The sequence below is a fragment of the Streptomyces sp. NPDC020965 genome (assembly GCF_044333555.1).
Lineage (GTDB): Bacteria > Actinomycetota > Actinomycetes > Streptomycetales > Streptomycetaceae > Streptomyces.
Genome location: NZ_JBIRRE010000018.1, coordinates 66,804 through 80,695, shown reverse-complemented (window position 1 = coordinate 80,695; position 13,892 = coordinate 66,804). Strand labels below are relative to the sequence as shown.

Genomic DNA, 13,892 nt, shown 5'->3' with positions numbered 1-13,892 from the left:
CGGCCACAGCGGGGACTGCCCACCTGCCACCGGCACAGCGAACGTGAGCCCGAGTCGCACGCCGACTCGCTGCCCGGTGCACAGCGGCCCCGCCCTCGATGCACCGTGGGCCATCCGGGACACAGGCCGCTCCGCCTAGGAGAGTATCGAGGGCGGCGAGACCGATACGGACGCGGGGGCGGGGATCCTGCAGCCCGACGGTGCGCCGGTGACTACCCTCGTCGGCCACGGGACCGTAAAGGGCATGCACGGGCCGACACCAGCGAACAGCCATCGCGCAGGACCATATCGAAAACGCGACCCTCCCACAGGCAGGCAAGCGGAAGAGACCACCCGAAGCGCCGCTCGACGACACTCCCCGCCGCGCCCTACCGCCCAGGTCGGTGAGCATCACGCGCCGGGCGGGTGCGGCGACCGAGGAGGCTCGCACTCCCTTCGGTGAGCGGCTGCGGATGATCACGAGACAGTCCCCGCACCAGTGCTGGTGCGGCGACTCATGGTTCAGGGGCACGTCGTGCTTCGGCGGCGGGAAGGTGATGCCCTCGCCGGTGCACGCGATCGCCTGGAACTCCTCGACGACACCGCCAGCCGGCTTGTGCAGGATCGTCTCGTCGGGCGTCAATCCGAAGCCGGGAACACCCTCTGCGATGGCAAGCATGGTCAGTCCACCTTCTGCTGGCGGCGGTGACTAGTGCCGCATCAGACAACGTTTGCCTGGTCGTGGGAGACTGCGCCGTCGACTGGGGGAGAGTGTGGCCGTGGAGACTGCCAACCGCGTGCTGACGGCGGATGTGATCGCGGCACTGAGGTACTGGCCCGGTGTCATATGGGGAGGTCAGAAGAATCCTCCGGACCCAGTGGACGTGACTGTCCTGCCGCCCTTCTTTAACGAGGTGCTGCAGGACCTTCCGTGGTGGAACCGCGACTGGAAAGTCGACCGGGTCCAGCCGGGACTTCCCGCAGAGACCGGGGATCACCGCTGTGATCCCGCCGTAAGGTTCACAGAGGTGTCGATCCCGGGAACGGTCGCCTCCGGCAACGGCGAGAGCCTGCCGTTCGTCGCGAAAGTCGGGTTCACGGGCGACCGGCTGATCCGCTTCCAGGTCAAGATCGGTGACGTTGTCATCGGCCCGGCTGTTGCCCCTGCCGGGCGGTCAGAGCCGCATCCGTTCGGACGGATGCTTACCGGCTTGATGAACCTGCGCGGGATTCCGGTCAGGGAGATGGCCAGGGCCGCCGGACTGTCGATGTCCACCATCCACATGCTCCGTCGCGGGCACAACCCGAATCTGCTGCAGGCCCGCCTGATCGCCGGGATCCTGGACATGTCCGAAGCGGACGTCAGGGTCGTTGCCGGACTTGACGACGGCAGTACGCAGTAGCTGATAGGTGGCGGCGTCACGATGCGGCCTTGGCGCTGCGTCAAGCGACGTTCGCCTTGGTAACCACTTTGCGTAGGCGCTCGTCCGCGGCGTGCTTGTTCCGCCAGATGATGTAGCGGCGATCATGCTGCCCTGGGCCTTGTGACTGGCATGGTCGGTACCGTCGAGGGCGAAGTAGCGCAGAGCTGTGAACTGGGCCTCGATCCGGTTGAGCCATGAGCTATTGGCCGGGGTGTAGGCGATCTCGACGTTGTTCGCCGCCGCCCACGTGCCGACTCGCCGGCAGCGCTTGGTCGTCAGGTGCGGCGCGTAGTTGTCGCAGACGATCGCGATGCGCACGTCCGCCGGGTGCAGCGAGCGCAGGTAGCGGCAGAACTCCACGAACTTGGACCGGTTCTTGGTCTTCTTGATGTGGCCGTGGAGCTGGTCCTTGGCGAGCTCGTAGGCGGCGAACAGGTGCCTCACCCCGTGCGGGCGGCTGTAGGTCGCCCGTCGGCGGGGCCGGGGTTCACGCCCGGGGTCTTTGTGTCGCCCGCCGCGTTCGGCCCACTGCCAGCCGGGGTGGGGCTGGAGATTGAGCGGCCCGAACTCGTCGAGGCAGATCACGACTTCGGGCTCACCTTCCTCGGGTATGACCTCGCTGTCGGCGATCGCGTAGAGGTGCTCGACACGCGCCTTCTTGGCCGCGTGGTCCGGGTCACGGGAGGTCTTCCAGGTCTTCACGCGTTGTCCCCCGGCGGATGATCCGCAGCAGCCGTCTTCCCTCGTCGTCATCGATCTCACGGACCTGCACATGTTCAGCCACGTGATCATTCTGGCCGCCGGCGCAGCAACCGGGCGACACGTCACGACGGGGCGAACGTTGCCTGATGCGGCACTAGGCCCCAGCAGAAACGGGGTGGGAGGCAGCTCAAGCCGCGCGCCGGTGTCGGGGCCAGCGTATCGGCCTCCGCAGGAGCAGTAGCTGCCCTCATAGACGTAGCAGTGACGGAAGTGCCTGCCGTGCGGATGCCCGGGAAGAGGATGCACATCCACGAATCTCTCCCCTCCGGGCCCACTTGCCGGGGACACAGCCCTTGCCCGCCGTAGGCGGCGCGGGAGTCGGGGTACGGCCATGTTTACGCGTCTTCACCGGGGTCCGGGCGGCGGGATGATGTGATGGTGACGGTCAGGTACGACTCGCCGGGACCCGGCGGACGGATCCACGAGCGGGTGACGAAGCTGTGCAGTGGTCCTTCCATCAGGGCGGTGCGTGGCAGGGTCAGTCCCAGAGCCCGCTCCAGGGCCTCCAGCGCGCCTCGCGCGCCTGGCAACCCCCGGGCCGGGGTGTTCGGTTCGTCCTCCCAGGGGTCCTCATCGCCCCGCCACTGACCGGTCGTCCCGGGGAAGTCGTCGAGGGACAGCCACGGCGGTATCTCCTCGGTCCAGTGCGGGTCGACGTCCCTGGCCGTCACGGAGAACGCGCACACCTCCTCTCCGTCGACCCCGACGGAGAGATGAAAACGAGTCCGGGTCCGGTCAAAGGGGTCGACGCTGTGCCAGACGACCACCGCCCTGGTCCCCGCCGACGCGGCAGCGGCCGGGGAGACGAAACGCCCCTCGACGAAGCCCCCGGGGGCGCCGTCGAAGGCGAAGCTCCACCCCGGGGCCGCCTGCCCGATCCAAGCCAGAGCACGGTCGTCGTACGACGTACTCCCGAGCGCCAGGCCCAACCGGTGGTCCGCGTCCCACCTGCGCAGGGGCGGATACAACCCGTCCGGCCCGGGACTCACCTCCCGCCTTGGCCGGCCGCCGGGCCCGGGGCCGCCCCCGCCGGGATCCTTCAGACGGGCCGGCAGCCCCGCCGGATCAGGGTCCGCGACGAACACGACCCGATACCCCCCGCGGAACCCGTCCGGCACCTCGTCCTCCAGCCAGGAAAGACCCAACGGATCATCCCCCGGCACCTCCCCGACAGGCCCCGGGGCCGTGTCGGGCAGCTCCCGCTCCGGCCGCGCGAACTCCCCCCGCGGCAGGGCCAGCAACAACCGCCCCCGCTCCGGGGTGATCACCGGACCCAGTACCGGATCCGCGAGCAGTCCCAGCGGTGCCAGATGGTCAGAGCCCAGGGGCCGCCAGTGGGGGAGCGCGGCCCATAGCAGCCGCCACGCCTCGTTCCACCGGCCCCAGCGAGCCAACACACGCGCCTCATCGGCCGCCTCCCCGAGCGGCCCTGCTGCCGTAAAGCGGTACGTCCCCTCCCGCGCCGCCCGCAACGCCTCCTCCGCCCTCTCCAGCGCCTCGGGCGTCGTACAGCGGGCGAACAGCGCCCACGAACGGCCGGCATGACCGTCGTCGCCATGCCGCTCGGTGGCGGCGAAGCCCGCCGCGGCCACCGGCAGCAGATCAGGGGCGTACACCGGGTCGACCGCGAGGGCATCGACCGAGAACACTGGGCTATGGGCCGCGAGCAGACAGTCCACCTGCCCCCGCAACAGCGCGGCCCTCGACCGGCCGTACTCCTCGGCTTCCGTCAGCAGGGTCAGGGCCTCCTCGTACTCCCCGCGCAGTGCCGCCCGCCGGGCCCGCTCCACCACCGCGTCCAGGGCCCGCGTCGTGTCGTTGACGAACGGCGGTCCCTCGCCGTGAGCGGCCCGATAGGCGGCCGCACTGTGAAAGGACCGGTAACGCTCCAGCATGTAATGGCGAAAGGACGGAAACCGTTCGGGCGGGGCGGCGCGCCAGGACGCCCACTCGTACACCGCCCACTCACCGTCAACATCCCGGTCCAACGGATCGATCAGGACCATCGTCGCATCCGTCTCCGCGTCCAGATGGAACGCCCGATGCCACATACCCGCCTCCAACAGCTCCTGCGGCGACGCGTCCTCCGCCAGGTCTTCCCCGAAGATCTCGGCGAGGCCGTCGGCGTTCCCGTGCGGACGGATGTCCCGGGTCCCGGCCAGCCGGTAGACGGGGTGATCCGCCGGCAGCCAGCCGTCGCTGATGCGCAGGAAGGTGTCGAGCGACGGCGGCAGCCGATGGCCGATCCGCTCCTCCAGAACTGCGATATCCGTGTTCGACGCAGCGGGACAGCCGAGCCACCGCGTAGCTATCAGCTCCTGGGCCGACTCGTCCTGCTCATCGGGGTCCTGGGCGTCCGCCCACTCCCCGCTCCAGCGGGTGAGGAACTCCCGCCAGTCGAAGGAAGTTTCGATCGTCGTCTCGTCCGTGGAGGTCATATGACGATGGTGACACCCTCCACTGACATGGATCCCGGCGTCGCGGATCAACCGTCGCTGAGTGCGATGGTTGTCACCGTGAGCGCGGATTCTGTCACCAAGACCCTCGGCCGGAGCTGCTGGAAGACGGGTCACGCCGACCAGCACAGTCGGAGCCGTCTCGCTAGATCGGCCGGCTCCCCACCAGGAATCCGGGCAGTGGTTCTCCACCGGCAGCGCGACCACACACCAACCCAGGCGACAACCGCGCACACAGCACCGAGCGAGGACACCAGACACGCTACGCGCAAGAGGGGGGTGCGCGGCGGACCTCGTCGACAGCGTCAGCAGTCCGCGCCTTCGGCCGTCTCGGCCGTGGTCAGTTGCTCTCCGGCGGCGGTCAGCCACAGCCCCAGGCTGGTTCAGTCGGTGGCCTCGCGCCAGGCGCTCGGGCGATGGCGAGGTGTTGCCCCTGGCAGCCGGAGAGGTCGCGGATATCCCAGCCGTTACCGCAAGCGACGCCGTGAGTACGGGTACTCATCCGCGAGTTGCGGGCACCGCGTACCTTCGCACGATGTCTACGAATTCACGGCAGTCTTCTACTCCTGGGAGACGCGGCTGGTGCTGCTGCCTGGTATTCGCCGTTCTGCCCCTCGCCTGGTTCATCACCGCCCCGCTTCTACCGGAGAGGGTGTTCTGGTTCCCGTTCTGGGTGGGAGCCGTGATGTGGAACGGAAGGGAAGGCCAAGGCGGCATCAGCCGCTTGTTCGACTAGCGGTAGCGACGATCAGGGCAACGGGCCACCTCGGGAGGACGGAAGCCCTGGCCCGCTCCGGCGCCGCGAACCAGGCCCCGAATGCGGGCGTGGGCAGCTGTCCCACGAGATCCGCGCCACGCTCGCGGACGTCGGGCGCGCCTGGGCCCTGCCCACCCTGCCCGATGTCGCCGCGCTGGTCCGGCAGCTGAGGCAGCGCCCCTGACAACCGACTTCGCACGATCGCATCGGGTGACCTGCCCCAAGGGTTGCCGGCCAGGGCAGTATGTCGAAGTCGGTGAGAGCGGAGTCGATCGCCCCGAGCGTGCGCCACCTACGGTGAGCCGCGACTGGGCCGACGATCGAGTGTCATCGACTGTCCAGAGATCACGGCCTCCGCGACGATGCCCCGGGCCTCTACGCGGTGGTGATCACTCGCAAGCTGTCGGGAACTGGCCCCACCGCACTGGGAATGGCGAGGACCCATCGTCCGGGTGGATTCGTTCGGGAGCTGCGGGCTGTGGGGTGCACGAACAGTCCATGGACGGCCTGGAGTGGAGTGGCGTCTTCGAGCAGTGATGATCACTCTCAGTTGGCCAGGCGACGCGAGCGGCACGGTGCTGATCCCGGGGAAACGCGGAGATGGATACTGCTGCGTACGAATTCCAGCTTTTGGATCAGGCTGGTCGATCGGAGGTGTACCGGGCGAGGGTGGTCTCCACCGCCTGCTCGACGGCGTAGCGGATGTCAGAGGCTGAGGGGTCCCAGTCGGTCAGCAGCATGCGGGGCCACAGGACGTAGTTGGCGATCATCCCGAGGAACTGGTTGGCGGCGCTCTCGGCGTCCGGGACGTCGGCGTTGCCGGCCTCGTGCTCCGACTCCAAGTAGTGCTGGACCGAGGTGAAGTAGGGCAGCTTGCCGAGCTGGAACTGCATCTGCCCCAGTTCGGGGAAGCGGGGCAGCTCGGCGATGACGATGCGGAACAGGGCCGTCATACCGGGCCGGCCGATGAGGTCGGCGTAGCGGTGGCCGATGGAGGTCAGGCCGCAACGCAGGTCTCCGGCCTGAGGCCGCGCGACAGTGTCCGCGGTGTCACGCTGCCAGGACTCGGTGACGATGGCCTCGAAGAGGGCTGCCTTGGTGGGGAACTGCTTGAACAGGGTGGACTTCGAGACGGCCGCCCCTTGGGCGATGCGGGCGAGGGAGGTTCCGTCGTAGCCGCGGTTCAGGAAGAGGTCCGTGGCTGCGGAGATGATCGCCTCACGCTTCTGCTGGGCGAGACGGCGGTGGTGTGCGGAGAGCTCTGCTGCCATGCGTGCAGTATGCCCCAGATCCGAGGCGAGTCACTTGACTCGCCTCTTTTGGCGTGCCTACGCTGCAATGGAAAGGCGAGTCAACCGACTCGCATCTGATGGCGGTGCCCAATGTCTCTCCGGTGCCCTGCGATGAGGGAGCAGCTGATGACAGCCGACAGGATCGCTTTGGTGACCGGTGCGAACCGTGGCCTGGGCCGGAGTACAGCTCTCGCGCTGGCGGCGCGCGGGGTGCGGGTCGTGGTCACTCATCGCGGTGATGTGGCTGGGGCCGAGGAGACTGCGCGGCAAGTGCACGCCGCGGGTGGGACAGCCGCTGCCGTGCGTCTCGATATCAGCGACATCTCCTCTTTCGGAGCCCTCACTTCCGAGCTGAGCGCACTGCTTGAGCGCTGGGGGGCCTCGCGGCTCGATATCGTGGTCAACAACGCGGGGGTTGGCGTTTTCGGTCCGCTGGAAGCTGTCACGACCGACGACTTCGACACGGTGTTCGGCACGAACGTGCGTGGCACGTTTTTCCTCATCCAGTCGCTTGTGCCGCTGCTGGCGCAGGGCGCCCGGGTCATCAACGTCTCGTCGTCGTTGACTCGCCACACCAGTCCCGCGACGTCGGTCTACTCCGCCTCGAAGGCCGCCGTCGAGGCTCTGAGCCGCACTCTGGCCGCAGAGCTTGGCCCCCGAGGTATCCGGGTCAACTCCATTGCCCCAGGGCCGACCGCCACCGACTTCAACGGCGGTGCCATGCGGGATGACCTCGGTACGCGCCAGGGGCTAGCCGGGCAGACCGCGCTCGGCCGTGTCGGCGAACCCGAAGAGATCGGCGACGCCATCGCCACCCTGGCGTCGGAGGGCATGCGCTGGATGACCGCCCAGCGCATCGAGGTCTCCGGCGGCGTCCTCCTCTGAGCGACCGGGCGAGCCTGTCCCGGGCCGCGCCGGAGTTATTCCGCACCGGTCTCGTCCTCGTCTAGCTCTGGGGCATCCGGGTCGCGCAGCGGGCGCAGAGCACTGGCGGCTGGGGTCGAGGCGGTGAAGCTGTAGCGGCCGAGCAGGTTCAGGTTGCGGTGCTTGAGCGAGACTGCGGTTGCTCGGCACTGAGGCGCCCCGCGCTTGTCCGGAAGTCGGGCATGCCGAGGTGGACGGTAGTGTGCCGAGTGGCAAGGTCGTGCAGGGCGGCGAGTTTCTGTGCGTCGACCTCGGAGGGCTTGTCCGCTCACACCGCGGTAGCTCGCGCGGCCCGGTAGGTGAACGGCTCGGCCGTCGCGTACTCCTCGTTGATCGCCCACCGGTAGAACAGCGACAGGGTGCTCATGTGCTGGCCCCACGTCGTCGCCGCGAACCGGGCCTTCAACGGACCCACCGCTCGGTGCTCGGCGTACCGGCTCAGCCCGGCCTTCAGCCGTACCCGCGAGTCGAACAGCCCCACCCCGTGCTCGGCCAGGAACTCCATCCACTCCTTGAGCACGCGTGCGTAGTTTTCTCACGAGCTCGGCGCCGGGGCCCCGCTGGCCGGGAGTTCACGCAGCCACCGGTTCGCCACCACAGTCGGACGCAGCGCAGCCGGGCCGTCCTCAATGCGCAGGTCGTCGTCGATGAGCACGGGCATCCCCTCGGGGATCAACGGTCGATGCTCGACGTCCCAGGACTGCCAGCCCCGGGACGAGAAGAAGTTCAAAATGTGAGCGCTGACAGTAGAAAACACCACACAGTCGAACGCAAGGCCCAAACGCCCAGGTCAACCGCTCAGCCAGAGTCAATCGCCACACGGAAACTAAGCAGAGGCAAAGTGTCCCAGCAGATTCCGCATCAGGGGGCCCGCCTCGACGGGTGTACACCTGGTCGTAGAGCGATATCAGAGCTTGCGCCGTCCGGTTGGTGAACTGCCACCAGCCCATGAGCGGTCGGACGACATTCTGCTGCTCGTAGGCATACGCACGCCCTGGCTGGTCGCCTGACTGCCGCACGCAGAATCACCGGCACTACCGCCCCACAACGTTGTAGGCACTGCTCGTTGGGGCCGAACTTGTAGACCATGACGCGCAACCGTGTGGGTTGTCTCGGAAGCAGTTGCGGGACGTGCTGTCGTCGCCGCGCCCAGGTAGCCGAGAATGTCTATGTTCTCTTAGCCCGAAGCGGGAATCGCCTCGGCTTTACCGTGACGGAGGGCTACCTTCTTCAACGACGACCTGCCACCGCCTGCCGAGCTCAGTGAGGAGGTTAAAGACCGGCTCGGCGAATCAGTGGTGACAGGCTCTGCGGGATTATGGAAGCGGGCGACGTGTACATCCCGGGCGGGATGGTCAGTTTCATCGGATTAGCCAGAGGTTCCAGCGGTCAATGACCCTTTCGCCAGGGGCGGTAGATGCGCAGCGACTCTGCTTGGCGTGTAAACCGTGCCACCGCTTTGTAGGGAAGAAGCCAATCGGATGTGCGCACTCCGGTGCGAGCCCCGTGCCTGCCCCGAAGCGTGCCTCTGGCCGAAGCCCGCCGACGTGACAGCAGTTTGCACATTGACTACCTCGGAGGGAGGGGGCGAACCTTCCCGTAAGTGGTCGGGACGCTGTCTGTCACCGAACGGTGTGTCGTGACGCGCCGGGAAATCGTCGGAACGATGCTGGGTTTTTGCTGACCTGTGCCTACCTAAAACTACTCTGACCTGCGGTGATGAATGGTGAGGGCGGTATGTGGTGGAACTTCATCGGCCGTACCCAGGACGAGATCCAGACGGCCCGTACGGAGCGGATGGAGGGCTCTCGCTTCGGTGAGGTGCGGGGGTACAACGACGGTCCGCTGCCAGCTCCGGAGCTGCCGCCGGTGCCCCTGAAGGCGCGGGGAGGGGTGCGCTGACCTGCGGGGTCGGGGCGGCGGACGAGGACAGCCGCTCGTCATGGACGCCGGTGGAGTCGTAGCACGAAGGTGACGCGGGAGGCATTGACCCGGGCGCGTACCGGGCCGCGTGCCACGGCTGCCCGCGGCGCCCTACCGTCGCCGGCGGCCGCCGGGCACCCACTGTTCGACGGGACCGCCTGAGTATGCCGGGGCTGCCGCTAGCTAGGCCCGGGGTTGGATGCCGCGCGGGGGCGGGTGCCGAGCGGGTGGCCGGAAGTCGCCGCGGTCTCCTGCTGTGCACGAGCGGGCGAAGGTGCTTTCCGGGCTGCTGGCCGCGACCGTCGCCGTGGGACCGGAAGTGCTGCCGGGACGCCGTCACCTGAAGGTGGGGCCCGTCTGTGGGGCGGGGCGGGCGCGTTGGACAGCGGGTGGCAGGAAGCAAAGTGGACAGGTGTACGAATCCAGCCGTTTCGTAGATCGGGCTGTCAACGGGTGGCCAGAGGCGGAAAGCTTGCGCCGCAGCGCGGGTTCCCCTGCCGGCCTGGAACAGACGAAACGCCCATGCCTAGGTACGTCAATGTCACCGCAGAGATCAGGAGTGTCCGGATGGCTCGCTTACCCATTCCCAGACCCGCAACCCTCGCCGCCGCGGCGGCAACCGCCCTGCTTCTCCTGGGGCCGGCGCCCATGGCGGTGGCCGAACCCTCCGAACTGCAGCCGACCTCACGGCTGCTCCCGATCCCGCCCGGAGGGCTCCACAGTTTCGTCAAGGGGCTGAACAGCGGCGGCACGGTCATCGGCGAGTACTACATGGAGGGCTCCGACGGACCACTCGCGATCCGATGGAACGCCGGCCGCCCCGGCTATACCCGCCTGGCGCCGCTGTCCGGTGAGCGGTTCAGCCGCACGACCGCGCTGAGCGACCGCGGATGGGTGGTCGGCCTGTCCTACACCAGCCTGCCCAGCTCCAACCCGGTCCGCTGGAAACAGGGCGGCACCCCGACGCGTTTGACGCTTCCCGGTGGGTCTCGCGGCGGTAACGCGTCGGCGGTCAACAACTCCGGGGTCGCGGTCGGCGACGCGTCTGAGGAGAACAACCGCTCCCACCCTCTGCGCTGGCAGTCCGACGGCAGCAGAACCGACCTCCCCCTGCTGCCCGGCGACAACAGTGGCACCGCGACGTCGATCAACCATGCGGGCACGGCGGTCGGGTGGACCGAGAGGCGTGACGGCACCGGTGGCCACGCGCACCCCGTGCGCTGGAACGCGGCGGGTGTCGTGAGCGCGCTGCCCCTACCGGCGGGGTTCGTCGGCGCCCGGACGAGCCAGATCACCGACAACGGCGTGGTCCTCGGTCACGGGCGGCTTGCCGGGAGCGCGGAGTACGACCGGGTCCTGGTGTGGGCGGCCGACGGGACTGTCCGCGACGCAGGGCGCGGGCGGGGATACGACGTCAATCGGGCGGCCACCGCCGTGGGGGCCTCGTTGGAGGACAACCCGAACGGCGACACAGCCCGCTGGAACGCGAATGGCACCCGGACAGTGCTCGCCAATCCGGCGGAAGCGGCCGGGGAGGTGCTGGCGATCAACAACCGGGGTACGGCCGTCGGGTATGCGTGGCCGCCGGCCGGTAACCCCGCGTTGGACAAAGCCCTGTTGTGGAAGCCCGACGGTACGGTCGTCCCGTTGGCCCCGTCGCCTCTCGGTCCCTACGCCGCGGCGTTCGCGATCAATGACGCCGGAGTGATCGCCGGATTCGCTGTCGGCACCGACGGCGCCGGCAACGCGACGACCTGGCGTGCGACCGTCTGGAAGCGCTGACGCCCACCGCCTCCTCGACGGCAACTCCGCTCAACAGGGCGGGTGACGGTCCGAACCCCGAACTCGAACGGCTCCGGCTGCGATGGTGCTCATCTGCTGACGGCTGCGGAGTCGAGCGTTCCACGACTCCGCAGCCCCATCAGGCGGAGAGCCTTTGCAGGGGAAGCTCGATGATCGCGTAGGCGAGCAGAGCGCAGGGCACCGCGGCGGCCAGGGTCCAGGCGCGGTCGGCGTTCCGGCGAGCCATGAGCAACGGGATCAGAATGAAGAGGGCGAGGCACGTCCACGCCTGGGCGTCGTAGTGGAGGTCCCAGGCATAGACCATGCCTTCCATGCCGAAGAGTCCGGCGAAGGCGGCCAGCGCGATGACGCGGCGGCGGGCGTCAGGGGCGCCGCGCCACCAATGGCCCGCGATGCCGAACAGTGGGCCCGCGACGCAGGCCAAGCCGAGCCAGACCAGCGGGAAGAAGAGCTGCCCCATGCCCTCTCGCCCGAACTCCGCGTACCCGTAGTACCCGACGACCAGGCCGACTTCGGCGCAGAGGCCGGCTGCCGCCGCCTGTGCAGGAGGGCCGTTCCGGTACAGCAGCGCTCCGGCGATGAACGCGACAGCGGACCATATGGCGCCGGAGTTGGCGAGCTGGTTCCAGGCGCCGGGGAGCCAACCCTGGGCCAGATTCGTCAGCACGCCGAGCAGGAGACCACCGACGGTTGCCGCCGATGCCAGCCGGGCCCAACCATGGATCGGCCTCGGCGGGGGCGCGGTAATCCGGTCGGCGGCTGTGGCGGTCGTCATCATGGTCTCCCCGTGGGCTAGGTCGCGAGATTCGCACTATACACGGCATGTATACACCTCGTGTATAGCTGAGCTGGGTGCAGGCCCGGGCCTTGGAACCGTACGAGAGGGAGCGGGTGCCATCGAGGCTGTGCGCACCGCCGCCGGGACCAGCCGGGGTGATTCCTGTGATCGGCTCTGCTGGTCGATGCGCCGCTGGTCCGGCGTGGCCTTGATGACAATCCGGCGCAGCAGCGGCTGGCCGCTGAACTCGGCGCCGGGCGCGAGGAACTCTCCCGTATCTGGCAGGCGTCGAGGGAGAGCTGGCGCTCCCCGGCTGACCTGCCGACCGACGCGGTGCGGGAGGTGCCGGCGTCACCGAGCCGTGAGGAGCTGGACCAGCCCGCCCGCTTCAACAGCGGCGCCGCGCGACCCCGCTACGAGGAGGACGGATGCCACACGGCCTGGGATGTCGACGACATCGCCGGGATGCGGGCCGAGGAACTGGACGAGTGCACATATCTGTTGACCGACCCCGTCGGCATCCGCGCCGAAGTGACCGTCGACATCCTCGGCGACCAGGCCGTGCTCTGGCTCGTGCCGCACGGCTCACCCGATGTTCAGTGCACGCATGGCCTGCCCGGCCATCTCTGATTCACCGAGGGCGTTGGGGTGCGCCGGGTTGAGCTGGTCGAAGAAGAGAGCCGGTTCCACCCAGCGGGCTCCCCGGGGCCGGCAGGCATCGTGGCCTTCGGTGGCGGCGGTCATGCCGGCGACGCGTGCGTTCGGTGCCTTCGCCCTAGCCTTGTGGAGCGCGGTCTTGACCGCTGGGTAGGTCTTCTCTTCGATCGTCGGCGAGAGTCGCCCCCGGCGACTGTCACCGGGCAAGGATTGCCATGAGTGCATCCGGGCCCCGTTCGGTGACTGCGCCAGAGCGGTCCGGAACCGCGCCCACCGATCGGAACATCCGGCGTGCCGTCCGGGCGCGAGGCCGCCATGAGCAGGCTGCCGCGTGATGAGGTGCTGCCGTACCTCGCCGAAGGGCTGGTCGGCCGGATCGGCGCTGCCAGTCAGGTCGCCACCCTTTCCGGCAGCGCGGTCCTGGTTGCGCGTGTGGAGCGGGAGTTGGCCGCCCTGTGCCTCCGGTCCGGCCCGGGCCGCGCCGCGCCGCTGGCGCCCGGATGCCCGGTCGGCGCGATCCGTTGATGCATGAAATCCAGCACGCCGTCCCCTGGGCGGGCAAGTTCCCTGTAGCTATACACCACGTGTATACGCTGTGTGTATAGTGCGGGTGTGGCTACCGTGACCGTGTCTCATCGCGAAACTCACGTCACCGTCGTTGCCGGGATGACGGCTTACGGATTACTGCTCGTACTGCCTGCACGGAATGACACCCCTGTGGGCGCGTGCGGCCAACTCGGTCACCGCTCGGACCATGTGGAGTGCGGCGGCCGGGGCGTTGATCCGTGCTCGGCCACTTCCCGTCCGGGGCGGGGCGTTGACGAGGTTCGCCACTGCTGGCGGCTACTACGCGGCAGCCGTACTCGGGGGCGCCTTCGGAGTCGGCGGGCTGGGAGTCGCCGCCGCGTGGTCGGCGGCGGGGTTGGCCGGCGAGTCGCTGTTGGGGCGGGCCGGCTGGACGGTGCGGCTCTGGCGGGAAGCTCCCCCAGACGCGGCGGACGCGGAAATCGGTCAGGACACCTCTGCTGCGGTCGAGGGGAAGTGACGGGGTGGGCACGTGCGGCACAACCACGTCCCGCCCCCGCCCTCTTGTGGCTGCGTGAGGAAATGCCCCACGGCCCCACCGGGCCCGCCTCC

The 13,892-nt window shown here is 68.7% G+C and carries 12 protein-coding genes and 2 pseudogenes; 7 read left to right on the top strand and 7 right to left on the bottom strand.

What is annotated here, in order from left to right:
- The first annotated feature begins 758 nt into the window (after positions 1-758).
- Positions 759-1,382 carry a multiprotein-bridging factor 1 family protein gene (locus ACH4S7_RS35195; RefSeq protein WP_398525483.1) on the top strand — a complete coding sequence of 208 codons (624 nt, stop codon included), beginning with the start codon at positions 759-761 and terminating at the stop codon, positions 1,380-1,382.
- Between the two features lie 40 nt (positions 1,383-1,422).
- Here ACH4S7_RS35195 and ACH4S7_RS35190 read toward each other — a convergent pair.
- The 3 genes and pseudogenes from ACH4S7_RS35190 to ACH4S7_RS35180 all read right to left on the bottom strand — a co-directional run.
- Positions 1,423-2,111: pseudogene (locus ACH4S7_RS35190) on the bottom strand (transposase); the annotation flags it as partial.
- Positions 2,112-2,500: 389 nt separating this feature from the next.
- Positions 2,501-4,603 carry an SMI1/KNR4 family protein gene (locus ACH4S7_RS35185; RefSeq protein ID WP_398525482.1) on the bottom strand — a complete coding sequence of 701 codons (2,103 nt, stop codon included), beginning with the start codon at positions 4,601-4,603 and terminating at the stop codon, positions 2,501-2,503.
- Between the two features lie 1,410 nt (positions 4,604-6,013).
- Entirely contained in the window at positions 6,014-6,649 is a 636-nt protein-coding gene (locus ACH4S7_RS35180; protein WP_398525481.1) for a TetR/AcrR family transcriptional regulator, read from the bottom strand.
- Positions 6,650-6,796: 147 nt separating this feature from the next.
- Here ACH4S7_RS35180 and ACH4S7_RS35175 point away from each other — a divergent pair, with 147 nt between their 5' ends.
- Positions 6,797-7,555 (top strand): SDR family NAD(P)-dependent oxidoreductase, encoded by a 759-nt coding sequence (locus ACH4S7_RS35175; RefSeq protein ID WP_398525480.1) that lies wholly within the window; start codon positions 6,797-6,799, stop codon positions 7,553-7,555.
- Between the two features lie 307 nt (positions 7,556-7,862).
- On the opposite strand, the gene ACH4S7_RS35170 is transcribed toward ACH4S7_RS35175, so the two are convergent.
- Together ACH4S7_RS35170 and ACH4S7_RS35165 are read right to left on the bottom strand one after the other, a co-directional pair.
- Positions 7,863-8,114, bottom strand: coding sequence for a hypothetical protein (locus ACH4S7_RS35170; protein ID WP_398525479.1), 252 nt, complete (start codon positions 8,112-8,114; stop codon positions 7,863-7,865).
- Between the two features lie 15 nt (positions 8,115-8,129).
- Positions 8,130-8,324 carry a hypothetical protein gene (locus tag ACH4S7_RS35165; protein ID WP_398525478.1) on the bottom strand — a complete coding sequence of 65 codons (195 nt, stop codon included), beginning with the start codon at positions 8,322-8,324 and terminating at the stop codon, positions 8,130-8,132.
- Between the two features lie 1,007 nt (positions 8,325-9,331).
- Between ACH4S7_RS35165 and ACH4S7_RS35160 the strand changes: the two are divergent.
- Together ACH4S7_RS35160 and ACH4S7_RS35155 are read left to right on the top strand one after the other, a co-directional pair.
- Positions 9,332-9,496, top strand: a pseudogene (locus ACH4S7_RS35160) (pirin family protein); the annotation flags it as partial.
- Positions 9,497-10,084: 588 nt separating this feature from the next.
- Complete coding sequence (locus tag ACH4S7_RS35155) at positions 10,085-11,299, top strand: hypothetical protein (protein WP_398525477.1); 1,215 nt, start codon at positions 10,085-10,087, stop codon at positions 11,297-11,299.
- A gap of 139 nt (positions 11,300-11,438) precedes the next feature.
- On the opposite strand, the gene ACH4S7_RS35150 is transcribed toward ACH4S7_RS35155, so the two are convergent.
- Positions 11,439-12,095 carry a DUF6518 family protein gene (locus ACH4S7_RS35150; protein WP_398525476.1) on the bottom strand — a complete coding sequence of 219 codons (657 nt, stop codon included), beginning with the start codon at positions 12,093-12,095 and terminating at the stop codon, positions 11,439-11,441.
- A gap of 345 nt (positions 12,096-12,440) precedes the next feature.
- Between ACH4S7_RS35150 and ACH4S7_RS35145 the strand changes: the two genes are divergently transcribed.
- Positions 12,441-12,728: a hypothetical protein gene (locus tag ACH4S7_RS35145; RefSeq protein ID WP_398525475.1), complete on the top strand. Its 288-nt coding sequence runs from the start codon at positions 12,441-12,443 to the stop codon at positions 12,726-12,728.
- On the opposite strand, the gene ACH4S7_RS35140 is transcribed toward ACH4S7_RS35145, so the two are convergent.
- A complete protein-coding gene (locus ACH4S7_RS35140) occupies positions 12,684-12,980 on the bottom strand; it encodes a hypothetical protein (protein ID WP_398525474.1) in 297 nt (98 codons plus the stop codon). The two genes, ACH4S7_RS35145 and ACH4S7_RS35140, sit on opposite strands and share 45 nt — an antisense overlap.
- Positions 12,981-13,070: 90 nt before the next feature.
- Here ACH4S7_RS35140 and ACH4S7_RS35135 point away from each other — a divergent pair, with 90 nt between their 5' ends.
- Positions 13,071-13,280 (top strand): hypothetical protein, encoded by a 210-nt coding sequence (locus tag ACH4S7_RS35135; protein ID WP_398525473.1) that lies wholly within the window; start codon positions 13,071-13,073, stop codon positions 13,278-13,280.
- Between the two features lie 292 nt (positions 13,281-13,572).
- Positions 13,573-13,800 (top strand): hypothetical protein, encoded by a 228-nt coding sequence (locus ACH4S7_RS35130; protein WP_398525472.1) that lies wholly within the window; start codon positions 13,573-13,575, stop codon positions 13,798-13,800.
- The last annotated feature ends 92 nt before the right edge of the window (positions 13,801-13,892 follow it).